Raw genomic sequence first — 22,838 nt, forward strand, 5'->3', positions numbered from 1 at the left:
GGTTATCGTAATCTTCAATAAGTAGATGAAAAACGAAATACTGTCCGCCATAGGTGGACAATTGCCAGCTCGCGGCGGGGGCTGCGCTTCGTCATAATGCTGGCTATCAAAGCCCCTGTGGGAGCGAGCCTGCTCGCGATAGCGGTGTATCAGCCAACATTGATATTGCCTGACCTGACGCTATCGCGAGCAGGCTCGCTCCCACAGGGGGCATAAGGTGTGTTTAAGGTTTTACTGCGTTCCTCTGTTATTTCCTGGCGTTTTTACTGATGAAAACCGTTGCAATGGTGCTGTTCCCGAACTTCCTGCTGCTCGACATGGCCGGGCCTCTGGAAGTGTTCTCGATCGCCAATCGGTATCTCGCTGCAGATGACCGTTATCAGCTGTTGACCCTCGGGACCGAGCGCGGCCCGTTGCGTGCTTCAAATGGCGTGACGGTGCAGGCCGATATCCACATCGACCAGGCGTGGGCGGCCTACGACGTGTTGCTGGTACCGGGTGGGCCGGGCGCCTATGACGATCGGCATCGCGGGTTGCACATCTGGCTGCGGGCCGCGGCGCAACGGGCCACGCGCTACGGCTCGATCTGCACCGGCGCCTTTGTGCTCGGTGAGGCCGGGTTGCTCGACGGTTACCGCGTCACCACCCACTGGCATTACACCGAACGACTGATCCAGCGTTTCCCCAAGGCGCTGGTGGAAACCGACAAGATCTTCCTGCAGGACCGTCGCCTGTTCACCTCCGGCGGCGTCACGGCCGGTATCGACCTGGCACTGGCCATCGTTGCCCAGGACCATGGCCGCAAAGTGGCACTGGACGTGGCCAAGGTGTTGCTGGTGGTGATGAAGCGCCAGGGCGGGCAGGCGCAGTTCAGCCCGCTGGTAGCGACCGTGGCGGCGCAGGAATCGGCCATCACCCGGGTGCAGAACCATGTGATGGAGCATTTGGAGGAGCCGTACACCATCGAGCGCATGGCGGCGCTGGCGGCCATGAGTGCGCGGCACTTTGCCCGGATGTTCGCCCGGGAGGTGAAGATGACGCCGATGGAATTCCTGCAAGGTGCGCGCATCGACCGCGCCCGCCAGCTCCTGGAAAGCACCGATCTGCCCCTCAAGACCGTGGCCTTTCGCAGCGGCTTCGGCAGTGTCCGGCACATGCGCTCGCTGTTCAGCGAAAAGCTCGGCCTGACCCCGGTTCAGTACCGCCAGCAGTTCAGTTGAGCCACGGGTGTCCGTCCAGGGCACCGTCATGTCCGTGGTGCGTCCTGTGCCAGCATTGTTCTGTGGGCGATGACTGCCAAGATACCCGCACACCCTCTGGAAAGGATGTGCAGGAGCCGGGGCAGACGCGTTTGTCGATTCGCAGCGTCATGCCCGCAGCGGTTATCCGGCGCTGGATCGCCCATGAACAGTTTCATCAAACCCGATACCGAAGTGGCGGTGGGCTTCGGTCCGTTTGCCTTTTACCGGCAGCAACGGCTGGTCACCCGTGATGGCGAGCCGCTCGGGCTGGGGGGGCGGGCCCTGGATATTCTCCAGGTGTTGGTGGAGCACGCCGGCACCTACGTCAGCAAGCAAGCGCTCCTGGCCTGTGTCTGGCCCGACAGCGTCGTCGAGGAAATCAACCTGCGCGTGCACATCGCGGCGCTGCGGCGGGCCTTTGGTGACGGGCAGGACGGTAGTCAGTACATCCTCAATGATCCTCGGCAGGGCTATTGCTTTGTGGCCTCCCTGTCTGCGCCACCGCGCCGTGAACGGCACAACCTGCCGGCGCGGCTGAGCCCGGTGATCGGGCGCGATAAGGTGCTGGGGCGCCTGCTGGCCGACGTACCGCGCCAGCGCCTGACCACCGTGACCGGCCCAGGCGGTGTCGGCAAGACCACTGTGGTACTGCGGGCAGCGGAGCTGTTGCTGGAGCATTTTGCGGACGGTGCCTGGTTCGTTGACTTCGCCGCCATCAGTGACCCGGACCAGGTGCGCACGCACGTGGCCCGCGCGTTGGGGATTACGTCTGATGGCTTGGACCGGCACCTGCAACCCTGTCGCCTGTTGCTGGTGCTCGATGGTTGCGAGCATCTGCTGGACGCCTGTCGGGAGCTGGCCGGAATGCTGGGCGCAGCGGCACCCGATGTGTCGTTGCTGTTGAGCAGCCGCGAACCCCTGAACATCGTCGATGAAAACGTAGTGCAATTACCCGGCCTGACGCTCGCGTCGCCCCTTGAGCCCGCACACCAACTATGGGCGTCCCCGGCAACGCAGTTGCTGATCGAACGGGTCGGCGCTCGGCAGCAGGGTTTCACGCCCACGGATCGCGACCTGGTGGCGATCGGGCAAATCTGCCAACGCCTGGATGGGTTGCCGCTGGCGCTGGAACTGGCGGCTGCCCAGGTTGGGGTGCTGGGCGTGGCCGGTGTCCTCGAACAATTGGAGCAAGGCTTCTCGTTGTTGAGCCACGGACGGCGTACCGCGGTGGCCCGTCATCGAAGCCTGGAGGCCATGCTCGATTGGAGTTTCGAACGCCTGAGCGCCGCGGAGCAAACGGTCTTTGAGCGCCTGGCGGTGTTTGACAGACCCTTCACCCTGAAGACGGCAACGGCGGTGATCAGTTGCCCTGAAGTGGGTGTCGAGCAGTTGCCCTGGCTGCTGTCACGGCTGGCGAGTCAGTCCCTGCTGAGGGTCGAGCAGTGCGCCAACGGGGTCAGGTTTTCCTGGCTGCGCACGACCCGCGCCTATGCCCTGGAAAAACTCCGGCGCAGTGGCGGGTGGTCGCTGTACCAGCGCCGCTACGTCTTGCAGGATGCCTGGAAGCCGCTGCATTCAAGACCCGCACCGCCCAGACAGGTCCTGGAGCAGCGCGTCGGCCTCCAGTAAATCGGGGGTGTCGAAGCCTTCGGTGAAGCGCCGGTAGACCGGCCCGAGCAGTTCCAGCGCGGCCCGCCCCTGGCCCCGGCGTTGCCATAACCGCGCCAGGGACGTGGCGCTGCGCAGTTCCCAGGCCAGGGCATGGTCACGGTGGGCCACCGCCAATGCTGTCTGCAGCTGTGCTTCGGCGCGATCCTCAAGGGCCGGGTCGTTGCGGGCGAGCAAGGTTTGCGCGTCGGCGCGCAGGAGCTCCGCCGAGCACCAGCCTGCCGCGCCGCTGTGGGCACGCTCCAGTTGCGCCGTACTGACGCTACCGGCGCGCAGGGTGGCGACGATGTCCTGCACCAGCCTTGCACTTGCCGACTCCGTTTCCAGGGGTTCGTTATCGAAGGCGCGGACGTAATAGCGGGCCCAATCGTGGAAGAACATCACGAAATGCTTCTTCGTCTGGTATTGCAACAAATCGAGCCGGTCCCGGGCGGTGGCGTGATCGCCGTTGTAGCAGGCGATCACGCAACCGGCCAGCGCCAGGGTGTAGCAGATCGATGTGCCATGGTCGATCTGCAGGGCAATCTGCAACGCCAGGTCGGCGGTGCGTTGGGCCTTCTCGGGGAAACCCTGTAGCCACAGGATGCGCGCCAGAATGGTCAGCGAGGCCACGCTCTGGTCGTACTGCACGCCGAAGCCATGGGTGAAGCGGCTGAGATGACCGCTCTGGGCCATGCGCTGGATCACTTGCTCGGCGTCGCGCCGTGCCGCGCCCTGGTCCCCGGCGAAATGCAACGCCAGGACCCGCAGGCGCTGGGCGCTCAGGGACAGGGTCGGGTCGCCCCGCGTGCCCAGCCGGTCGAAGTCCTGGCTTTGCTCCAGCGCCAGCCCGTAATTACCGCAACTGAGGTTGACGGCCATATGACCCGATACCGCCCGCAACTCGCCCGCCAAGTCCTGGTTTTGCTGCGCCAGCTGCCGGGCGATGACGAAGGCATGGATGGTGGCCGGCGTGCCGCCCTCGGTGTGGTAGCTGTAGCTGCCATGGGCCAGTTCCAGGGCGAGGGTCAGCTTCGGGCAGGGCATGGGGCTGGCGCGGAGCAGTTCCAGTGCCTTGCTGACGTAGAGGCCATGCTCCTTGAGCAATGACAGCTCCTGCCAGAGGGGCAAGGTGCGCGCGGTCAGGCGGATCGCCACGGCACGCGCGCCCTGGGGACCCAATCCCCAATCGAGCGCCGCGCGTATATCGTCGCGATAAGCGGCGTAGCGGGCGATCCACAGGTGCGTAGGGGTGGTTTGCCAATCGTCCTCGGCCTGCTTCATCAGCGTCAGGCAACGTTCGGCGTGACGCTCCCGGCTGGCGGACAACTCTACGGCGTCGGTCAGTTTTTCGAGGGCATAGCTGCGGGTCGTGTCCAACAGGCGATAGCGCACCTCTTCATCGCCAATCTCGACGTTGAGCAACGATTTGGCGACCAACTGGCTGACCGAGACCAGCACTTGCTCGGGCGCAACCTGCTGGCCGACGATCACCGCGGCAGCCGATGTCAGGTTGAAGCTGCCCATGAACACCGCCAGCCGCCGCAGGCACGTCTGCTCGCACGAGGTGAGCAGCGCAAAGCTCCAATCCAGTGTGGCACGCAAGGTTTGCTGGCGTGGTTCAGCGTCGGCGCTGTTGTGAAGCAGGGCACTGCTGGCCAGCAATTGCTGGTGCAGCTCTTGTACCGTGAACCGGCTGATTTGCGCGGCAGCCAGCTCGATGGCCAGGGGAATGCCGTCCAGTCGCTGGCAGATCTCGGCCACCCACGGCACCTCGCGGTCGGTCAGCTCGAAGTCGTCGCGGCTGGCCATCGCGCGCTCGGCGAACAGTTGCAGGGCCGGGTACTCCAGGGCTGGATAACCTTCGACGGGCATCTCCCTCGGCGGGAACGCCAGGGCGTCCAGATGCTGTACGTGCTCGCCCTCGGCGCGCAGGCCTTCGCGACTGGTGGCGAGGATATGCAGGTGCGGGGCGCCGCGCAGCAGGGTTTCGCTGAGCTGGGCGACGGCGTCGATCAGGTGCTCGCAGTTGTCGATCACCAGCAGCAGGCGCCGCTCCTTGAGCTGGCGGGCAATGGCGTCCAGCGGGTCGCCGTCCTGCAACGGCAGGTCCAGCAGCGCCGCCAGGTTGGGCGCGATCATGGCCGGGTCGTTCAGGGGGGCCAGGTCCAGCAGGTAAGTGCCGTCGCGGTAGTGGCCGATCAGCCGTTCGGCGACCCGCAAGGCAACGGTGGTCTTGCCGATGCCGCCGGTCCCGACCAGGGTGATAAAGCGTTTTCGCGGCAGTTGCGCCACCAGGCTTTCCAGCAAGGCGTGCCGGCCGATCATGCGGGTATGCCGCAGCGGCAGGTTGCGCGCCAGGGAAGGGTGGGGCATTTGCACCGGCGGTTCGAGGGGTTCAAGTGACACGGGGGCGACAAAACTGTAGCCGCGCTGTGCCACGGTGATGATGTAGCGCTGGCCAGCCTGGCCATCGCCCAGGGCCTTGCGCAGTGCTGCGACGTGCACGCGCAGGTTGGTGTCTTCGACGATGCTTTTGGGCCAGACACGGGCGATCAGTTGTTGCTTGCTCACCACTTGCCCGGCGTGTTCGAGCAGCACCAGCAGGATCTCCACCGCCCGGCGTCCCAGGCGCAACGGTTGCCCGGCTTCCAGCACCAGGTGCTGCTGAGGATGCACCCGGTAAGGGCCGAAGTGCACCGTCTGTTCGGCGGGCAGGCTGGGAGAGTGGTTCATCTTGCGCTCAATGTTCCGGGTCACTGTGCAGAGGTCTTAATCCGAGCATGTTCCTCAGGTTTGGGCTTGAGTGCAACGGTTTAGAGCCTTGGGGGGCAAGCTTGCTTACGAGGCGGCCTGGTAGCCGACCTGTTCTTTGGAGCGATCGCGTTCCCCTGTGGGAGCGAGCCTGCTCGCGATGAAGTTGCCTCGACGCCCGGGGAACTCATCGCTTTCAGCGCCGGCAAGCCTTGCTTCCACAAAAAATTAACAACGTTTAACTCACGCACTGGACTCCGCTGACCGGACCATGAAGCCATCCACTTATCTCAAGGAAGCATGTCATGAGCACCTTTATCACCCGCGACGGCACTGAGATTTACTACAAGGATTGGGGCAGTGGACAACCGGTGGTGTTCAGCCACGGCTGGCCGTTGAACTCCGACAGTTGGGAGGCGCAGATGATGTTCCTGGCTTCCAACGGCTACCGGGTGATCGCCCACGACCGCCGTGGGCACGGGCGCTCCAGCCAGCCTTGGGATGGCAACGACATGGACACCTACGCCGATGACCTGGCCGAACTGATCGAGCGGCTGGACTTGAAGGACGCGGTGTTGCTGGGCTTCTCCACCGGCGGTGGCGAGGTGGCGCGCTACATCGGTCGCCATGGTGCGGCGCGTGTTGCCAAGCTCGGTCTGATCTCGGCGGTGACGCCGCTGATGGTCAAGACCGCGTCCAACCCGGGCGGTTTGCCCATCGAGGTGTTCGACGGTTTCCGCCAGGCGTCCCTGGCTGACCGTTCTCAGCTATACAAAGATGTGGCCAGTGCGTTTTTCGGCGCCAACCGTCCGGGCGCCAAGGTGACCCAAGGCATGATCGACTGGTTCTGGATGCAGGGCATGCTTGCCGGCCACAAGAACACCTATGACTGCATCAAGGCGTTCTCGGAAACCGATCTGTCCGAAGACCTGCGCAACATCGATGTGCCGACCCTGGTGGTGCATGGCGATGACGACCAGGTGGTGCCGATCGAAACCGCCGGCATCGCGGCGGCCAAGCTGTTGAAAAACTCGCAATTGCTGATCTATCCAGGCGCACCCCACGGACTGACCGATACCCACAAGGACCGGCTGAACGCGGACCTGCTGGCGTTCATCCGGGGCTGATCAAGCCACGAGCCCCCTGTGGAAGCGGGCTTGCTCGCGAATGCGGTCCGACATTCAACACCTTCGTTGACTGACACACCGCTTTCGCGAGCAAGCCCGCTCCCACACAGGTCAAGCATTCACCAGGATTGGCAATCAACAGGACCAACCCTATGAACCGCAACGATTTACGCCGTCTCGACATGAACCTGCTGGTGATCTTCGAGGCGCTGATGTTCGAGAAGAACCTGACCCGCGTTGCTGAAAAGCTGTTCATGGGCCAGCCGGCGGTGAGCGCGGCGCTGGGGCGGCTGCGGGATCTGTTCGATGATCCGCTGCTGATCCGCCACGGTCGCGGCATGGAACCGACGCCTCGGGCGATGGCGATCCTGCGCGAGCTGCAACCGGCCATGGACACGATTTCCGGTGCAGTCAGCCGGGCCAAGGCGTTTGATCCGTCCACCAGTTGCGACGTGTTTCGCATCGGTCTGTCCGACGATGCCGAGTTCGGCCTGTTTCCACCGTTGTTGAGCCAACTGCGCGAAGAAGCACCGGGCATCATCGTGGTGGTGCGCCGGGCCAATTACCTGCTGATGTCGTCGCTGCTGGGCAGTGGCGAAATCAGCGTGGGCGTCAGCTACACCACCGACCTGCCGGCCAATGCCAAGCGCAAGAAACTGCGGGATATCCCCTGCAAGGTCCTGCGCGGCGACAACCGCCCGGGACCGCTGACCCTGGACGAATACTGCGAACGTCCCCACGCCATGGTGTCGTTCTCGGGTGACCTGAGCGGCAATATCGACCTGGACCTGGCCCGCATTGGCCGGACCCGCAAAGTGGTGTTGGGGGTGCCGCAATTCAGTGGCCTGCGCGCTTTGCTGGCCGGTACCGACTTGATTGCCACCGTGCCCGACTATGCCGCCTGCGCCCTGGTGGAAGGCTGCGCGTTGCGCGCCGAAGACCCGCCGTTCGAGATCAACGCGGCTGAGTTGTCGATGGTCTGGAGCGGCGTGCATGACAACGACCCCGCCGAGCGCTGGCTGCGTTCGCGCATTTCCACCCACATGTCCCAACCGTTGCCGGCCGCCGCCTCCGCGGAGCCGGACGGAGCCCACCGATGAACATGACTGATGAACGCCCGTTGCAGGACCTGGGCTTGTTGTTCCTGCGCCTCAGTGGCGCGCTGTTTCTGCTCTGGGTCCATGGGTTGCCGAAACTGATGCACTACAGCACCGAGCTGACCCGCATCGAAGACCCGTTCCACCTCGGCGCAGCACCGACCCTGATCCTGGCGATCTTCGCCGAAGTGCTGTGCCCGCTGCTGATCATGGCCGGTGTCCTGGTCCGCCTGGCGTGCCTGCCGATCCTGTTCCTGCTGGCCGTGGCGCTGCTGGTGGTGCACCCGCAGTGGAGCCTGGAAGAAGGGCAGTTCGGCTGGTTGCTGCTGATCATATTTACCAGCGTATTCATCGCCGGGCCTGGGCGCCTGGCACTGAACACGCGTTTTGTTGGAGTGCTTCGCCATGTCTGAATTGCAAACTGTTGAGCCCGTCACCAAGCCTGGCTTTGACGAAATCGTGACCCTGGTGGTCAAGCACCGGGTCAAGGCTGGCCAGGACGCGGCCTACGAGGCCTGGCTGCGGCGCATCGTCACTGTCGCCGGTGGCAGGCCGGGCCACCTGGGTGTGGACGTGGTCCGCGGCAAGCAGGGCGGCCTGTCGCTGTTTACTTGCGTGCTGCGCTTCTGTTCCACCGAGGCCATGCAGCGCTGGCTGGATTCGCCCGAGCGCGGCGAACTGGTGCTAGAGGCGGCGCCGTTGCTGGCCGATGGCGACCAGACCGAAGTCGCGCCCCACAAGGAATTCTGGTTCACCCCGTTGGCGGACTCCGCCACGCCACCCCCGCGCTGGAAGCAGGCCGTGGTGACCCTGGTGGTGATCCTGCCGCACACCTTGCTGGTGCCGCTGATCTGGGGGCCGGTGTTGCAACTCAACGCCTTTCTGTCCAACTACGTCGTCGCCACGTTCCTGATCACCGTGACCATCGTGCTCTCGGTCTGCTACGTGGGCATGCCGCTGGCGACCCGTCTGTTCGCCCCCTGGATGGAAGCCTCGAAGGCGCACGAACAGTTGAAGCCGTAAGCAAGCTCCCTCGCCACGGACTGTAATTATTTTTGATAGAAGGAAAACCCTATGAACGCCGATCTGATTCTGTTCAATGGCCAGTTCCACACCGTCGACCGGGAAAATCCCCGGGCCAGCGCCGTGGCCATCAGCCAGGGCAAATTCGTTGCCGTGGGCACCGACGCCGAGGCCATGGCATTGCGCGGCAGCGGCACCCAGGTCATTGACCTCAAGGGCCGCACCGTCATTCCCGGGCTCAACGACTCGCACCTGCACCTGATCCGCGGTGGCCTGAACTACAACCTGGAACTGCGCTGGGAAGGCGTGCCGTCCCTGGCCGATGCCTTGCGCATGCTCAAGGACCAGGCCGACCGCACGCCGACGCCTCAATGGGTGCGCGTGGTCGGCGGCTGGAATGAATTCCAGTTCGCCGAAAAACGCATGCCGACCCTGGAAGAACTCAACCAAGCGGCCCCGGACACCCCGGTGTTCGTGCTGCACCTGTATGACCGCGCCTTGCTCAACCGTGCCGCGTTGCGCGTGGCCGGCTACACCCGTGACACGCCGAACCCGCCGGGCGGCGAGATCGTGCGCGACAGCAAGGGTGATCCCACCGGCATGCTGGTGGCGCGACCTAACGCGATGATCCTGTACTCGACGCTGGCGAAGGGGCCGAAGTTGCCCCTGGAATATCAGGTCAACTCCACCCGCCAGTTCATGCGTGAGCTCAATCGCCTGGGCCTGACCAGCGCCATCGATGCCGGCGGTGGTTTCCAGAACTACCCGGACGACTACGCGGTGATCGAGCAGTTGGCCCGGGAAGAGCAGTTGACGGTGCGTATCGCCTACAACCTGTTCACCCAGAAGCCCAAGGAAGAACTCAGCGATTTCCAGAACTGGACCGGCAGCGTCAAGTTGCACCAGGGCGACGATTTCCTGCGGCACAACGGCGCCGGCGAAATGCTGGTGTTCTCGGCGGCGGATTTCGAGGACTTCCTCGAGCCACGCCCGGACCTGCCGCCGGGCATGGAGCAGGATCTGGAACCCGTGGTCCGGCACCTGGTGGAGCAGCGCTGGCCGTTCCGCCTGCATGCCACCTATAACGAGTCCATCAGCCGCATGCTCGATGTGTTCGAGAAGGTCAACCGCGACATTCCGTTCAACGGCCTGCCGTGGTTCTTCGACCACGCCGAAACCATCACGCCGCAGAACATCGAGCGGGTTCGCGCGCTGGGCGGTGGTATCGCGATCCAGGACCGCATGGCGTTCCAGGGTGAGTACTTTGTCGATCGCTACGGTGCCAAGGCCGCCGAAGCCACGCCACCGATCAAGCGCATGCTGGCCGAAGGCGTGCCGGTCGGTGCCGGTACCGACGCCACCCGGGTGTCCAGCTACAACCCGTGGACCTCGCTGTACTGGATGGTCAGCGGCCGCACGGTCGGCGGCCTGGCGTTGCACGAAGAAGGCCTGCCGCGCCTGACGGCCCTGGAGCTGTTCACCCATGGCAGCGCCTGGTTCTCGTCGGAGCAGGGCAAGAAAGGCCAGATCAAGGTCGGCCAACTGGCAGACGTAGCGGCACTGAGCGCGGACTTCTTCAACGTCGACGAAGAAGCCATCAAGTGGATCGAGTCCGTGCTGACGGTTGTTGGCGGCAAGGTGGTCTACGCCGCCGGTGATTTCGAGAAGCTCGGCCCGGCCGGCGTTCCGGTACTGCCGGACTGGTCGCCGGTGGTCAAGGTCCCGGGTCACTGGCGCCCAACCTCGCCGTTGCAGGCGCAAGTCCACCAGTGCAGCGGTCCGTGCACGGTGCACTTCCACAGCCATGAGCGGGCGCGGTTGTCGAATGTGCCGGTCAGCGATTTCCAAGGCTTCTGGGGCGCGTTTGGCTGTTCCTGCTTCGCGTTCTGACGAACACAAACATCCCCCTGTGGGAGCGAGCCTGCTCGCGAAGGCGTCGGCGCATCCGACACCTTCGCAACAGACACACCGCTATCGCGAGCAGGCTCGCTCCCACAAGGTTTCGTAACACCTATCCAAAGGAGTCATCCCATGAGCACCGCCCCTACCTACAACCGTCTGAACAAAGACGACGCCGTGGTCCTGCTGGTCGATCACCAGACGGGCCTGATCTCCCTGGTCCAGGACTTCTCGCCCAACGAGTTCAAGAACAACGTCCTGGCCCTGGCCGACCTGGCGAAGTTCTTCCAACTGCCAACCATCTTGACCACCAGCTTCGAAAAAGGCCCTAACGGCCCGATCGTGCCGGAACTCAAGGAAATGTTCCCGGACGCGCCGTACATCCCGCGCCCAGGCCAGATCAACGCTTGGGACAACGAAGACTTCGTCAAGGCGATCAAGGCCACCGGCCGTAAGCAACTGATCATCGCCGGCGTGGTGACCGATGTCTGCGTGGCATTCCCAGCCCTGTCGGCCCTGGCCGAAGGTTTCGACGTGTTCGTCGTCACCGACGCTTCGGGTACGTTCAACGAAACCGTGCAACAAGCCGCCTGGGTCCGCATGACCGCTGCTGGCGCGCAGATGATGAACTGGTTCTCGGTGGCCTGTGAACTGCACCGCGACTGGCGCAACGACATCGAAGGCCTGGGCAACCTGCTGTCCCAGCGCATTCCAAACTACCGCAACCTGATGAACAGCTACTCGGTACTGACTGCCAAGTAAGCCCAGTGGTTATAGCTGGACGACGCCCGCCTTGTGCGGGCGTTTCAGTTTGCGGGTTGGCCGATACACCGCTATCGCGAGCAGGCTCGCTCCCACAAGGATTTGTGTCGAACATAACCCCCTGAGAACACTTGTTAACCCTGTGGGAGCGAGCCTGCTCGCGATGGCGTCAGCCAGTTCAACCCTTTCCAACCTGTCTCAACACACCCACAATGCCCAACCAAACCCCCTCACTGTCCACCCCGGGAATGACAATGAATCCCTTCGAAGACATGCGCATTTTCACCCAGGTCATGGAGTCGGGCAGCTTCACCGCGGCGGCGGACAAGCTGGGGTTGTCCAAGCAATTCGTCAGCCGCAAGCTCATGGAGCTGGAACAGCGCCTGGGCGTGCGCCTGCTCAATCGTTCGACGCGGCGGCTGGACGTCACCCCCCTGGGCCAGCGCTATTACGAAGCAGCGCTGCGCCTGCTCAGCGAAGTCGAGCAGGTGGAGCAGGGCATCAGCGGCCAGACCAGCGAGCCCCGCGGCACCATTCGCCTCAGCGCACCGCTGTCCTTCGCGGTGGCGCACCTGGGCTGTCTGCTGCCATTGTTTCTACAACGCTATCCCGAGGTCAGCGTCGAAGTGGACCTGAGCGACCGCTCGGTGGATTTGCTGGGGGAGGGCTATGACCTGGCGCTACGGATCGGCGTGCTGGAGGATTCGACCCTGATCGCCCGCCGCATCGCGACCATCGAACGGCGGTACTGCGCCAGTCCGGCTTACCTGGCCCAGAGAGGCACGCCTGAGCGACCTGAAGACCTGCGCAATCACGACTGTCTGCCCTATGGTCACAGCCGGCAGGTCCAGTGGCGATTCGAGGGTGTCGGCAAACCCCTGTCGCTGGAAGTCACCGGACGCATGCGCGCCAACAACGGTGATCTGCTCAGGGACGCGGCGGTCGCCGGAATGGGCGTCACCTACCTGCCCACCTTCATCCTCGGTGAGGCAATGCAGGACGGTCGGTTGGTCAGGGTACTGGAGGGTTACGAGACCGAGCCGCTGACGTTGTCGGCGGTCTATCCGCAACATCGGCAAAGCTCACGCCCGGTACAGGCGCTGGTAGAGTTCTTGCGCGAGAAAATGCACTATAACGACGTTCAGCCGTCCTGGGACGGCTGAAACTTCATTCGCAATGCTCGATCAAGCAGCGATGTTCGCGCCGCCCAATTCCTTTTTGTACTGCGCTTTCATGGCTTCCATCTCTTCACCCAGGGCGTCGAGCTTGGCCTTGCCCAGCAGTTTCTTCGCCTGGGGGAACATCTCCTTCTCTTCCTCTTCGATGTGATGCTCCAGCAGCTCCTTGACCACTTTCACCCGGCCGGCAAATTCAGGCTGCGACGGATCGGTGGTTTTCAGGTCTGGCAGCACCAGCGAGTCGACGGTGCGGTGCTCTTCCTTGGCCTCGTAGTACATCTCGGCCTCGTCCTTGCCACCCGCTTGTTTGAAAGCCGGGTACAGGATCTCTTCTTCCAGGCGGGTATGGATGGAAATTTCCATTTCCAGCTTGGCCAACAGGTCGGTGCGCTTCTTGATGGCGCGGTCAGTGGATTCGCTCAACTGAGTCAGAATGGCTTTGACGCGTTCATGGTCGGCTTTCAACAGGTCGATGGCGTTCATAAGTAGCTCCTGGCAATTCACGGATGCGGGCAGGCTTCAAGCGCCTACGCCGCGTAAGGGGTAAATTGCATCAGGCGTGCCAGCTTAGGCTGATAAAAAAATCCGTTTAAAAACAATTGGTTGGTTGGGTGGCGGCTTTACGTGTTCGTGCAAGCTGCATGACGGTGGGCGATAGGCCGTTGCACTTTGCGTTGATGCGCGGCTAAAAGCGCCTGTTGATACACCACACCCCTGTGGCGAGGAGATGATCCCCTCGCCCCAAAAAAGCTATACGCCTGCTAGGGTGCCGGTTCTTTCAACTCCATGTCATCCAGCGCCCGATTAGCCAACAGCGAACCCAACTCGATCAACTGCTGAATCCCCAGCGCCACTTGCCGTCGAGAGCCTTCCAGCTCAAACGCCAAGTCACTGCCCATTGCATTGGCAGAAGCGAGGGTTTCGCTGAGGCTGGTCAGCACCGATTCGGTGTTGATGCCCGGTACTACTGAAAAGACCTGCCCGTCCTGAGTGTCGGGATTACCTGGGGTGGTTGGAGACAAATGCACATTCAGCGCCCGATCAGCGGCTTCGCGAAGTTTTTTTGTATCGAGGGTGGTGTAGGCGCAAAGGTCTTCGGCCTTTGGGGGATTGGGGGTGATCTTGACCATTGTGAAACTCCTGACTTGGAAGTGGCGCTCATCCTCCTCGTGACCAAACGAGGTGGTGGGCGGTACGCAGGTTGGTCAACCGGGAAGTCAGGCACCCGGCGCACTCGAAAGTGCCCCGCGCACAGCCCACCGCAAAGCATACCGACAAAAATGCCGTCATGCTGGGGTTGGCGCGTATGCGCCTGACATTGGACAGGTGACCAAACCTGGTCGCTGAATTTGCAGCGACCGGCAAAGCCTATCCTCGCCTTTTCCGAACCGGCATGCCCCGTGGCGAGGGAGCATGCTCCCGCTGGGCTGCACAGCAGCCCAGCAACAAGCCTTTTCACTTATCAGTACGCCTCGGGCAACGCTCGATCAGGTGGCGCATGCTTATTTCTTCCGAGGGGCGCCACCCTCGGCCAGGAATATCTGCTGCGGCAACCTGAAACCGCGCAGCTTGAGCAGTGCCAGCGGCCCGGCATCCAGCTCCGTGCGCAGGTGCCAGATCATGTTCGCGCCGTCGGGGGCCTTGATCAGCATGCGGTAGTGGCTGCCACGGTCATCCAACGGCGTGAGCTGGGCTATTTCCAGCAAGCGGATCAGGCCCCAGGTGCCGGCGTAGTCGCCGAACAGCTGTTCGTTGCCGACCAGGCCGGTCCAGGTCAGGCGCGCGCCGGGGTACTCGCTGCGGCCCGGCCAGTTGAAGCGCTGCCAGCGTTCCCGCTGGTTGAAGTAGTGGTGCTTCTCGCCGTTGAGGGTGAAGGTGCTGTCGACCACGTCGGGCCGCGGTTTGCCGCGCAATTCGAAACTCAGGCCCAGGCCGCCATCGGTGTAGAGCACATCGGCCAGTTCACTCAGGTGATTGACCGCGGCCAGGAACTGCGGGTTGATTCGCAAGCCCTGGCCATGGCGCGGATCGGCCACCCAGCGGTTGCCTTCCTTGCGCAGCACGCCGCTCAGTTGCTCGTGCAGAAAGCGCTCGATGCGCCCGGAGTCCGCTCGGATCATCTGGCCCAGCATCGGCAACGAGGCGTCGCTGCTGGTCGCGGCAAACGGGTAGCGCCCGCTGAAGGCCGCGTCCCAATGGTTGACGATCGAGCGCTGCCACTGGCTGTTGAGGCCTGCCGCCGAGGGTTGCAACACCCGCTGCCAGGCCTGTTCCAGCGGCTGCACGAACAGCGTGTCACCGACACCGGCCCATTGCGCGCCGAGGCTGGCGGCCATCAGCCGCGCGTAGGCCTGGCTCTCGGAGAGGTCGATGCCGCGGCCCTGGAACACCGTCTGCGCCAACGCCTGGGTCATTTCCAGCGGGTCGGCGGCGGTGCTGATCTGTTGCAGCTTCAGGCGCACGCGGGTTACCCGGGTGAGGAAGGCTTGCAGGCTCAGTTCGTCACCGCCGTGCTTGCCCTCGGCGCCCTTGCCCAGCAGGGCCAACAGCGGCCCGAACGTGGCGTCCAGCGGACTGCCCGGCAGGTCGGCCAGTTGATCGATCGCCGGCGCCTTGTCCGGCCCCATGAGCTTTTGCGCCGACTTCATCAGCGAGTCGGCCAAGGCCTGGCCGCGGCTGCCGGCCTGCCCCTGGTAGGCCAGGGTATTGACCAGCGCAATCAGCGGTGACTGACGCACGTCGCTCATCAGCGTCAGCTGGTCGATCACCTCGCTCAGGCTGCGCGGTTGACGCGTGCGCAGGCTGTTGAGAAACACCAGCCAGGCGCTGGCGTAATCCTGGAAATAGCGCTCGGTGAGCCGTTGCTTGAGCAGCTCTGGCGACAACTGCGCATCGACATCATCGGGCCGGTCGCTGAGCACCCAGTCGATTTCCTCACGGCGCGCCTGGGCAATGTCATCGATGGCCTGGCGCACCTGGCCCTCCCAGGCCTGACGGGTGAACACCCCCGGCACGCTGGCCTTGCTGGAAAACAACGCCGCCGCCTCGGTGTCGCCCACCATCTGTTGCAGGCCCAGCGCCGGGTAATGATGGGCCGCCTCGTCGAGGACCTGTTGATACAGGCTGGCTTCGGCGTTGCGTTGCCCCAACTGGCCGAGCAGCACCTGGCGGACCTGCGCCACCCAGCGCGGATCGGCCTCGATGCGCCACTGCGGATGCGCCGCCAGTTGCTCGCCATAGAACTGCCACAGGTTGGGCGTGAGGAGTTGCCACAGCCCCGGCGAAATACCGTCACGGCGGGTGTCGGTTTTGCCCAGGGTCTGGACCAGATAATCAGCGTCGGCTTTTTCCGGGTGCGCCATCATCAGATAGGCCTTGAGCTGCGCATAGGCCTCGCGGGCCCGTTCGGCGCGTTCAGGGCTGTTCGGTGGCAGCTTGACCAACGCATCCAGTTGCGCGCGCAACTGCGCTGCCGCCGGGTCGCGAATCAAACGGTTATTGGCCTCGACATAGCGCGGCCACACCGCGTCACGCACGACCTCATTGCGGTTCAGGCCAAAGCGCTGATACCAGGGCGCACCGTGCACGATCCGGTAATCCAGGCGCGCCAATTCGCGAACCAGTTCGTGCAAGGCCAGCAGTTGCTCATCGGGCCGCGACGACTGCTGCAATGCCGTCAGCAAGGTATTCAGCTGAACAGCTTGCGCACGGTTACTGAGAAAAGACAGCCCCATCCCCGCGCCCCACACCAGCGCCAGGCCCAGGACCAGCGCCTGGACACATCTTGGCGCGCTCCAGCCCAGGCGCGCGGTGACGCTGCGGTCCCCTTGCACCCCGCGCCACGCCGGGTCGGGCAACCACAAGTGCTCGGCCCCCGGCGCCTCTCGACGCAGCGGCAAACTGAACCACAGCCCGCGCAACGGCACGCCACGGGCAAAACCACTCCACAACGGCGCCAGCGCTCGCCGCCAACGGGCGATGCCCTCATCGCGCAAATCACGGGACAGGCGCAGCAGAAAGTCATGCTGCATCTGTACCTGCATCTGCTCCAGACCTTCGCGGCGCAGCGGCGCGCGCAACGCTTCCAGACAGCTTTCCAAACTCTCCGGCGTCATGCGCGCAGGCAACACACACCCCACCGGCTGGGTCTGGCGCCCGTCCTGGGACCAGGCACTGGCACAGACCTGCCACAGGTGCAGCGGCAATGCCCAGCCCACCTTGCGAGCCAGCGCCTGCAAATGCCACAGGCCCACGCTCATCGCCTGGTCATCGGCGCATTGGGTTTTATCCAACGCCCAGACCACCCCGTCCAAGGCCCGGCCACGGCTGTGCTTGAGCCATTCGGTGAGCAGCGGCGCGTTCAGTTCGGCCTGCACGCTGCCGCCCCACAGGAGCACGGTGTTCTGGCCTTCGAGCCAGTGCTTTTCCGCAAGGTCGGGGGCGATGGCGGTGATTGGTTCGGGTTCGCCGACGACCAGCAGGATGCGGATTTTGCGGCGCCAGAAGAGGCCGTGTTGGTGGCGCAGGTGGTTGCGCAGAGTGCTGAGTTTTTGCGCGCCCTGGGAATCGGGCGGGGCTAGGTCGAGCGCTGCTGAAGCATTGTCGTTCGGCTGATGTCCGCGGTAAGCCGAACGCCCCAGCACATTGCCCATGAAGTGCAAGCCACCCAAGAACAAGACCAGTAACAGGGCCATTGCGCCTATCAGCAACACCCACAACATTTGCCGGTCGCTACCCGCTTGGATACCCAGCCACTCCGGATAACGCCATACCATCAGGGCCATGGTCGCGCTGATCAGTAACAGCCCGCTGAACACCACCCACACCCTTATAAAAGCTCGAAGCTGCATTCGAATTTCCTATTTCGATGATGGAGGCACAGGCGTCAACGCCATGCTCCAAAGCTTTGAATCGACGCCACCCGTCGCGCAAAAAATGAACTGCGGCCCAGCGCCGCCTTGCAGGGTTTGCGTCGCCGCGACAATTGCCAGCCATGGCGAGGCTTTGCCGGGACAGCCCAGCAAGGTGTCCAGATCATGGAGCCCTTGGGTGTGCAGCATCGGCAGTACCCTGTCGGTCGAGACCTGGCTGACTGCCGTGTTGTGCTGCGCATCGACGCCGATTCGCCAGGCGTGCTGGATCGACGTCGGGTCCAGCCGCGCCCAATCCAGGGCTTGGTTCGCGGCCTCGCGTATTGCGTCGGCAGATGAATCGAGCGCTTGCTCCGGACGATGCAGAAAAGCAATCGGCGCCAAGGTGGTCTGTGTCAGGGGGTTACCCAGCAGCAAACCAACGACGGCTTCCGCCGTGCCCTCAGGCTGCTTCGGTGCGAACTGCAACGCGATCACCAGCAACAAGGCCCGATCTTCGAAGCGCTGGTCGAGCCAACGGTCCAACGCATCGAGGCCACTTCCCTGGAACGCCACGGGTGATTGGCGGATACCGGACTCATTCCAAGCCTGCTGCCACACTCGCTCCCACCCGCCCTCCAGCAACCCGCTGTCGATCTCCAGCAGCAAGGCCAGTGGCGTACGGTCAGGGAGCCGCGACAAGATCGGCGCCAAATCCGCCAGCAACTGTTGCAACGCGCGATGCAGTGCCGATTCGAGGTCCTCCGTCGCATCGCCGGGTAGACGGTTATGACGCAACGCCGACAAGGACAACCTGGCCGGTTGCACTTCCAGTGCGAGGGTGCCGCCAAGTAAGGCGTCCAACTGCGCCGTAGGCTCCTTGCCAGGCTCGCGCAGGGCCGTCTGGAGACTGGCGCTGAAGACCTGCAGGGAACGCCGCCCTCGGCGGATTTTCTGGATCAGGTCTTCCTCGCGAGCCTGATCCCACCCATCGGCCAGCGCTTGTTCACCGAGATAGAACAGCGTCCGCCCGAAGCACAGGACACACCACCCCAGGAAGGACGCGCCCAGGGCCAGCCCCCAAAACCTCTCGGGTTGTTGGTTTAACGGCGTGGTTGCGAACAGCCACATGCCCCCAGCCCCCGCAAGCAAACAGAGCGCCAGCAAACCCAACCAGACCCACGCGCGCGGTCGGACGGGGCGAGGCGCCAGGCAAGGAACCTGATCAATTCTGACTGGCATGACTAGCTCGCCCCCGCGTCGGACAACGACGAAATCAGCGCGCAGCCACAAGCGCAAAGATGCCCTTCAAAAGCAACGGGCACGCCGTTGTCATTGAATGTAGGGTGACCTTCGGCAACGACTGTACGGCCATGGCCGGGAACCGGACACTTCACCGGATCACCTTCGCGAGCCACCCCGATACCGTCGAACTTCATGACGGCGGAGCCTGACTGAACCGTGCCGCCTCCGGTTGTTTTGTCGCCGATTCGGATGATGTTTTTCATGATCGTGTCCTGGAATAAATTTAAAAATCATCTAACAAACGCCCAGTTCCGTTTCTATGAGCGGAACTGGAGTTGCTCACTGCCATCCATCTAGTCACGCTTAAATATGAGCAGCTTATGGTCGTTGTTTATTTGCTCGATGCCTTGATACGCTTTATCCACTAAATAGTTTTTTCCTGGCAGAGTGCACCGCTTATCAAATATTTTTTCTGCCCCTTTCCTGACCACAACTTTATATTTCATGACTTCCAAACTCTCAAACGAGTAGGTGTACTCGCCTCGTGTAAAAACAAGTGCAACTCCAAGGCTTTCTGGATTGCTAGAGATGTAGATTTTAAACACCCCCCGCGGCGGCTTCTTTTTTTCGGGGTACTGAAATTCTAGGCGCTCCTTCTTGTATCCATAAGTAGGAGTGCCGTAGCGATATTGAACATAGCCTTGATCGGGGGAGGTGTTTTTTTTGGCGCAAATGGAAGCTACTGCCCCCTCGTAATCGTATTGGTTGCTCCCACCATTTAATGCGCAGCTTATATAAATTGTTTCTCCCTCGCGACACAGGGTGGTGCCAATATCAACATACGGTTCCTCTGCCCAAACCTCAGAACAAAAAAATAACACGCCTAATGCCGGTGAGGTGCATCTGCTTCTATTTGGCATTAAAAACCTCTCCCCAGACCTTTAAAAAATTCTCCCTTCGTTGCGTATAGCTATCTGTGCTTTTGTTTACTATTTTGGTTATCCGATCCACAGTCTCTGCGCCGCTGCCCTCATCTGCAATTTTATACAATTTGTTCTTTGACCAGAAATGTGCAGCTGACCGAACTGCATATTTCATAGTCAACAACAGGTCCGGGCTTTCAATAAAGTCGGGATGATCATCCGGCCACTCAATGGAGTTCTGATGATGCCACGCTTGAAGCTCCCTGTAGTTATATCGGCCGGTCAACTGCTTAAGCCCCCGGCCCCGATATTTCCAGCCATCACCACTGAAAACGCCCCGGTTACCTAGCTCTCCCCTTGATCCGTAAGCCCCATTAGCGATAGCTTCATAATCTGCTTGGGTCATGGACCTCCCGTTCGCTTTTATCTTCCCTGATCTGATTTCGTAGCCGTGCTCCTCGGCCTTGCTTGGGTTGTCTCTAAAATAACTGAATATTTTTATTAGAGACTTTGCCGCATAGCTAAAATCCTCCTGCACTGTAAAATCTGGTCCAGTCTCCTGAATAATTTGTGCAAAAAAATGAGCTCTCCTTAGTGGGGTTTCCAGTCTATAAAAATGGAGGTGGGCATTTAATTCGTTAGCGATTTCTTGCAAGTCTTTATCCCGGCCAGCGGTAAGTCCCGGATATATTTTTCTCATGGTATCCAAGGTAAAGATAAACCCAGCATATTTTAAGCTCATCCCCAACCCCACCGGATGAAAGTGATAAACCTTCCCATCCCCCGGCAACCCGACTTTCTCCGCCACTTCATCCCACCAGCACAATTGCCTGATCCGTTCTTTTTCCGCGAACCAATTCACATGCGGGGTCGAACCGCTATGGCCGAGCAGCTCATCCAGTGCATCCCACTTGTAGGGGCGATAGAACCACTCGCTTTCCTTGAGCACGATCAGTTGTGCGATCGATTGCGCATGGGCCGGGACCCTTAGCGCCGCTTGCAGTTCTTCGGCGGTCATTTTGCCGTCGCGGTTACGGTCGATGATGTCAAACAGTCGGCGCTGGACCGGGCCTTTGTCTCCGGCATCGGCCATCGGGCCGTACTGCTCCAGCTGCGCGCCGCTGAAGCGATCTACCGCGCGGAGGAAAGACGCGAGTTTTTCTCGGGGAGAGGAATAGTCGAAGATGACCTCGTAGCCCTCCCATGACCAGGGGCTGACCCAAGGGGTCAGGCCAATTTCTTCGCACACCCAGCCGTCGAGCAAGGTGTTGTCGGCATCGTTGAGCAATCCATCAAGGCGGTACCAGTGGCGGGCTCTTCCTAGATCGGTTGCGGGTAGGGCGATTTTGTACTCGGCAGGCAAGCCGTCGAGCAGGTCTTTTGGCAGCAACAGGTCGGCATCGCTGAAGCGTTCGGCGGTGCTTAAGGAGGGGTGCATGTTTGTGCCGTAGCCGTCTCGATGCGTTGCTACGGGCGTGCCTTTGGCGAGCTTGAGCCAGGTTTTTTCACGGGCCGGGAGGCGTTTCGCCCAAGCACGGCTGGACGTCAGGAAGGCCTGGGCGTCTTGCGCGCTGAACACTTCCAGGTGCAACTTGGCTTCAGGGTGGTCGGCTCCGCAGTCCTGGTATACGCCGATGTGACCGATCAAATCGCCGGCCTTGATCGGTACGGGCTGATCGAGCACCACCACCCGATCCTGCGCAACAGGTTCCCGCATACCTTGCAGCGACGGGTAGTGCACGTATTGGTTGATGTGTTCCAGCTTGGCGAACTCGCCTTCACCGCTGATGGTCACCTCGGTGTCCAGCGGCAGCCTCGCAATCACCGGGCTTAGAACATTGGCTTCAGCGTACACCTTCACCCAGTCTTGGCTGTGGATGCGATGTTGGCCTGCTGCGATGGGCACAAGCCCGTGTCGGGGGATGTAGCCTCGCAGCAAGCCCTCGGCATCCTTCAGTTCATCCGGGCCAGTGGTGTTTTCCAATTTTCGGTAGTGATCGTCGCCACTGACTACCACCTCGGTGCCGGGAGGTAGCAGGGACAGTACCTTGCCCTGCCATTCTCTGTTACGCACGTTCAGTCCTCGCCGGTCCAGTTGACCGGGGATGACATCGTTGACGGTCTCCTTGACCCGCCAAGTCTTCCCTTCAGGCCAGAAGGCCGGGCGCGCCGCAGTCGGGTCTTGCTGGTAAGCCGCCCAGTCCTGCAGATGCATGTACAAACTGTAGAAGATCAGGCTGGGTGGTGCGTCCGGGCAACCCTCGATTTCTGGCGGCTGCAAGCGATGGCGCACAAGTACGAAGTTGCGGGAGAAGGGTTTGTTTACCCCGAGTTTGTTGAACTGGTAGCGGGTGGTCGGCGCGTTGTGGTCAGTACGGTAGGCCACCACCTCGCCGTCGGCCAGGCAGTGCACGGCGGATTGATCCAGCGCCTCGGCCGTGCCCGCGTCGAAATGCACGCCGCCATGCCAGAGGCCATTGCGTCCCAATGGGTAATAGCCGGCGGTGGCGTTGGACAATTGGGTCAATTGCAACAGTGAATGGTTCTTGTCCTTGAACGGGTGGCTCCAGTTTCTCACCGCTGATAACGCACCGCTCTCCGGTTCAGGCGATGGGGCGTAGTGGACAGGTCGGGTGTCCAGAGTCGGCCAGATGGGCGTATCCCGTTGATCCGGCGTTGAATCCAGGGGCTTATCGCGAGGCTCAAAAAGCCGAAGAAGTGAGTTGAGCATAGTGTGTTTGGCCTTTGGTGTCGTAAAGAGGAATCAACCCGAGAAATCCGTAAGTTCCATGGATCTGGCGTCGTGTCCGGCCAGTGAGGGCAGTGGCAGCAGTGAAGTAACCTGTTTGGCGGCGCCCGGCACATAATCGAAAACCGCCGATCTGACGGTGTAATACCCCGGCGTCCCCGACTCGATGCCGCCCGCCTCCAGCGTGATGTAGCTGCCGCCCGCGTTGAGGGTGATTTTCTTTTTCGCGACGATGCTGATTTCGTCTTCGGTGCTGGTGATCTCCAGCCCGTGCCGAGCCAACAACTGCAACGTGTCGTTCTGCGCCTGCACCGTCACCGGCCCCTGGTTGGCGATCAGCTTG

The 22,838-nt window shown here is 62.0% G+C and carries 18 protein-coding genes; 9 read left to right on the plus strand and 9 right to left on the minus strand.

Annotation, left to right across the window (positions count from 1 at the left end):
* Window positions 1-269: 269 nt before the first annotated feature.
* Window positions 270-1,220, plus strand: a complete 951-nt coding sequence (locus tag J7E36_RS01015; protein WP_214999018.1) for a GlxA family transcriptional regulator — start codon at window positions 270-272, stop codon at window positions 1,218-1,220.
* A 183-nt stretch (window positions 1,221-1,403) separates the two neighbouring features.
* Window positions 1,404-2,870 (plus strand): ATP-binding protein, encoded by a 1,467-nt coding sequence (locus J7E36_RS01020; RefSeq protein ID WP_214999019.1) that lies wholly within the window; start codon window positions 1,404-1,406, stop codon window positions 2,868-2,870.
* Here the strand turns inward: J7E36_RS01020 and J7E36_RS01025 are convergent.
* The gene (locus J7E36_RS01025) at window positions 2,817-5,624 is read right to left on the minus strand and encodes an ATP-binding protein (protein ID WP_214999020.1); all 2,808 of its coding nucleotides are present in this window, start codon (window positions 5,622-5,624) and stop codon (window positions 2,817-2,819) included. The two genes, J7E36_RS01020 and J7E36_RS01025, sit on opposite strands and share 54 nt — an antisense overlap.
* A gap of 323 nt (window positions 5,625-5,947) precedes the next feature.
* Here J7E36_RS01025 and J7E36_RS01030 point away from each other — a divergent pair, with 323 nt between their 5' ends.
* From J7E36_RS01030 to J7E36_RS01060, 7 genes are all read left to right on the plus strand, one after another.
* Complete coding sequence (locus tag J7E36_RS01030) at window positions 5,948-6,769, plus strand: alpha/beta fold hydrolase (RefSeq protein WP_214999021.1); 822 nt, start codon at window positions 5,948-5,950, stop codon at window positions 6,767-6,769.
* Between the two features lie 152 nt (window positions 6,770-6,921).
* Entirely contained in the window at window positions 6,922-7,869 is a 948-nt protein-coding gene (locus tag J7E36_RS01035; protein WP_214999023.1) for a LysR substrate-binding domain-containing protein, read from the plus strand.
* Window positions 7,866-8,279: a DoxX family protein gene (locus tag J7E36_RS01040; protein ID WP_214999025.1), complete on the plus strand. Its 414-nt coding sequence runs from the start codon at window positions 7,866-7,868 to the stop codon at window positions 8,277-8,279. Before J7E36_RS01035 ends, J7E36_RS01040 begins: the two co-directional genes overlap by 4 nt.
* Window positions 8,272-8,889, plus strand: coding sequence for an antibiotic biosynthesis monooxygenase (locus J7E36_RS01045; RefSeq protein ID WP_214999028.1), 618 nt, complete (start codon window positions 8,272-8,274; stop codon window positions 8,887-8,889). Before J7E36_RS01040 ends, J7E36_RS01045 begins: the two co-directional genes overlap by 8 nt.
* A gap of 51 nt (window positions 8,890-8,940) precedes the next feature.
* Complete coding sequence (locus J7E36_RS01050) at window positions 8,941-10,779, plus strand: amidohydrolase (RefSeq protein ID WP_214999030.1); 1,839 nt, start codon at window positions 8,941-8,943, stop codon at window positions 10,777-10,779.
* A gap of 141 nt (window positions 10,780-10,920) precedes the next feature.
* Window positions 10,921-11,550, plus strand: coding sequence for an isochorismate family cysteine hydrolase YcaC (gene ycaC, locus J7E36_RS01055; RefSeq protein ID WP_214999032.1), 630 nt, complete (start codon window positions 10,921-10,923; stop codon window positions 11,548-11,550).
* A 254-nt stretch (window positions 11,551-11,804) separates the two neighbouring features.
* Window positions 11,805-12,713: a LysR family transcriptional regulator gene (locus J7E36_RS01060; RefSeq protein ID WP_214999033.1), complete on the plus strand. Its 909-nt coding sequence runs from the start codon at window positions 11,805-11,807 to the stop codon at window positions 12,711-12,713.
* A gap of 21 nt (window positions 12,714-12,734) precedes the next feature.
* On the opposite strand, the gene J7E36_RS01065 is transcribed toward J7E36_RS01060, so the two are convergent.
* From J7E36_RS01065 to J7E36_RS01100, 8 genes are all read right to left on the minus strand, one after another.
* On the minus strand, window positions 12,735-13,211 hold the full coding sequence (locus J7E36_RS01065) for a hemerythrin domain-containing protein (RefSeq protein ID WP_214999034.1): 477 nt from the start codon (window positions 13,209-13,211) through the stop codon (window positions 12,735-12,737).
* Between the two features lie 278 nt (window positions 13,212-13,489).
* Window positions 13,490-13,858 carry a DUF6124 family protein gene (locus J7E36_RS01070; protein ID WP_214999035.1) on the minus strand — a complete coding sequence of 123 codons (369 nt, stop codon included), beginning with the start codon at window positions 13,856-13,858 and terminating at the stop codon, window positions 13,490-13,492.
* 372 nt (window positions 13,859-14,230) lie between these two features.
* Window positions 14,231-17,578, minus strand: a complete 3,348-nt coding sequence (locus J7E36_RS01075) for an ImcF-related family protein (RefSeq protein WP_214999036.1) — start codon at window positions 17,576-17,578, stop codon at window positions 14,231-14,233.
* 9 nt (window positions 17,579-17,587) lie between these two features.
* Entirely contained in the window at window positions 17,588-18,709 is a 1,122-nt protein-coding gene (locus J7E36_RS01080) for a hypothetical protein (RefSeq protein WP_231286350.1), read from the minus strand.
* A gap of 113 nt (window positions 18,710-18,822) precedes the next feature.
* Entirely contained in the window at window positions 18,823-19,086 is a 264-nt protein-coding gene (locus J7E36_RS01085; RefSeq protein ID WP_214999038.1) for a PAAR domain-containing protein, read from the minus strand.
* Window positions 19,087-19,176: 90 nt separating this feature from the next.
* Window positions 19,177-19,743, minus strand: a complete 567-nt coding sequence (locus J7E36_RS01090) for a hypothetical protein (RefSeq protein ID WP_214999039.1) — start codon at window positions 19,741-19,743, stop codon at window positions 19,177-19,179.
* The gene (locus J7E36_RS25160) at window positions 19,733-22,477 is read right to left on the minus strand and encodes a hypothetical protein (RefSeq protein ID WP_231286351.1); all 2,745 of its coding nucleotides are present in this window, start codon (window positions 22,475-22,477) and stop codon (window positions 19,733-19,735) included. The genes J7E36_RS01090 and J7E36_RS25160 overlap by 11 nt, the downstream gene beginning before the upstream one ends.
* Before the next feature lie 33 nt (window positions 22,478-22,510).
* Window positions 22,511-22,838 (minus strand): DUF2345 domain-containing protein (locus J7E36_RS01100; protein WP_214999041.1); only part of this gene is annotated, 328 nt, incomplete at its 5' end.

The organism is Pseudomonas fluorescens (genome assembly GCF_018614775.1).
Taxonomy (GTDB): Bacteria; Pseudomonadota; Gammaproteobacteria; order Pseudomonadales; family Pseudomonadaceae; genus Aquipseudomonas; species Aquipseudomonas fluorescens_BY.

Excerpts from the sequence above, each read along its gene's own strand:
- J7E36_RS01015 (WP_214999018.1), top strand. The coding sequence starts at position 270 with ATGAAAACCGTTGCAATGGTGCTGTTCCCGAACTTCCTGCTGCTCGAC.
- J7E36_RS01020 (WP_214999019.1), top strand. The coding sequence starts at position 1,404 with ATGAACAGTTTCATCAAACCCGATACCGAAGTGGCGGTGGGCTTCGGT.
- J7E36_RS01025 (WP_214999020.1), bottom strand. The coding sequence starts at position 5,624 with ATGAACCACTCTCCCAGCCTGCCCGCCGAACAGACGGTGCACTTCGGC.
- J7E36_RS01030 (WP_214999021.1), top strand. The coding sequence starts at position 5,948 with ATGAGCACCTTTATCACCCGCGACGGCACTGAGATTTACTACAAGGAT.
- J7E36_RS01035 (WP_214999023.1), top strand. The coding sequence starts at position 6,922 with ATGAACCGCAACGATTTACGCCGTCTCGACATGAACCTGCTGGTGATC.
- J7E36_RS01040 (WP_214999025.1), top strand. The coding sequence starts at position 7,866 with ATGAACATGACTGATGAACGCCCGTTGCAGGACCTGGGCTTGTTGTTC.
- J7E36_RS01045 (WP_214999028.1), top strand. The coding sequence starts at position 8,272 with ATGTCTGAATTGCAAACTGTTGAGCCCGTCACCAAGCCTGGCTTTGAC.
- J7E36_RS01050 (WP_214999030.1), top strand. The coding sequence starts at position 8,941 with ATGAACGCCGATCTGATTCTGTTCAATGGCCAGTTCCACACCGTCGAC.
- ycaC (WP_214999032.1), top strand. The coding sequence starts at position 10,921 with ATGAGCACCGCCCCTACCTACAACCGTCTGAACAAAGACGACGCCGTG.
- J7E36_RS01060 (WP_214999033.1), top strand. The coding sequence starts at position 11,805 with ATGAATCCCTTCGAAGACATGCGCATTTTCACCCAGGTCATGGAGTCG.
- J7E36_RS01065 (WP_214999034.1), bottom strand. The coding sequence starts at position 13,211 with ATGAACGCCATCGACCTGTTGAAAGCCGACCATGAACGCGTCAAAGCC.
- J7E36_RS01070 (WP_214999035.1), bottom strand. The coding sequence starts at position 13,858 with ATGGTCAAGATCACCCCCAATCCCCCAAAGGCCGAAGACCTTTGCGCC.
- J7E36_RS01075 (WP_214999036.1), bottom strand. The coding sequence starts at position 17,578 with ATGCAGCTTCGAGCTTTTATAAGGGTGTGGGTGGTGTTCAGCGGGCTG.
- J7E36_RS01080 (WP_231286350.1), bottom strand. The coding sequence starts at position 18,709 with ATGTGGCTGTTCGCAACCACGCCGTTAAACCAACAACCCGAGAGGTTT.
- J7E36_RS01085 (WP_214999038.1), bottom strand. The coding sequence starts at position 19,086 with ATGAAAAACATCATCCGAATCGGCGACAAAACAACCGGAGGCGGCACG.
- J7E36_RS01090 (WP_214999039.1), bottom strand. The coding sequence starts at position 19,743 with ATGCCAAATAGAAGCAGATGCACCTCACCGGCATTAGGCGTGTTATTT.
- J7E36_RS25160 (WP_231286351.1), bottom strand. The coding sequence starts at position 22,477 with ATGCTCAACTCACTTCTTCGGCTTTTTGAGCCTCGCGATAAGCCCCTG.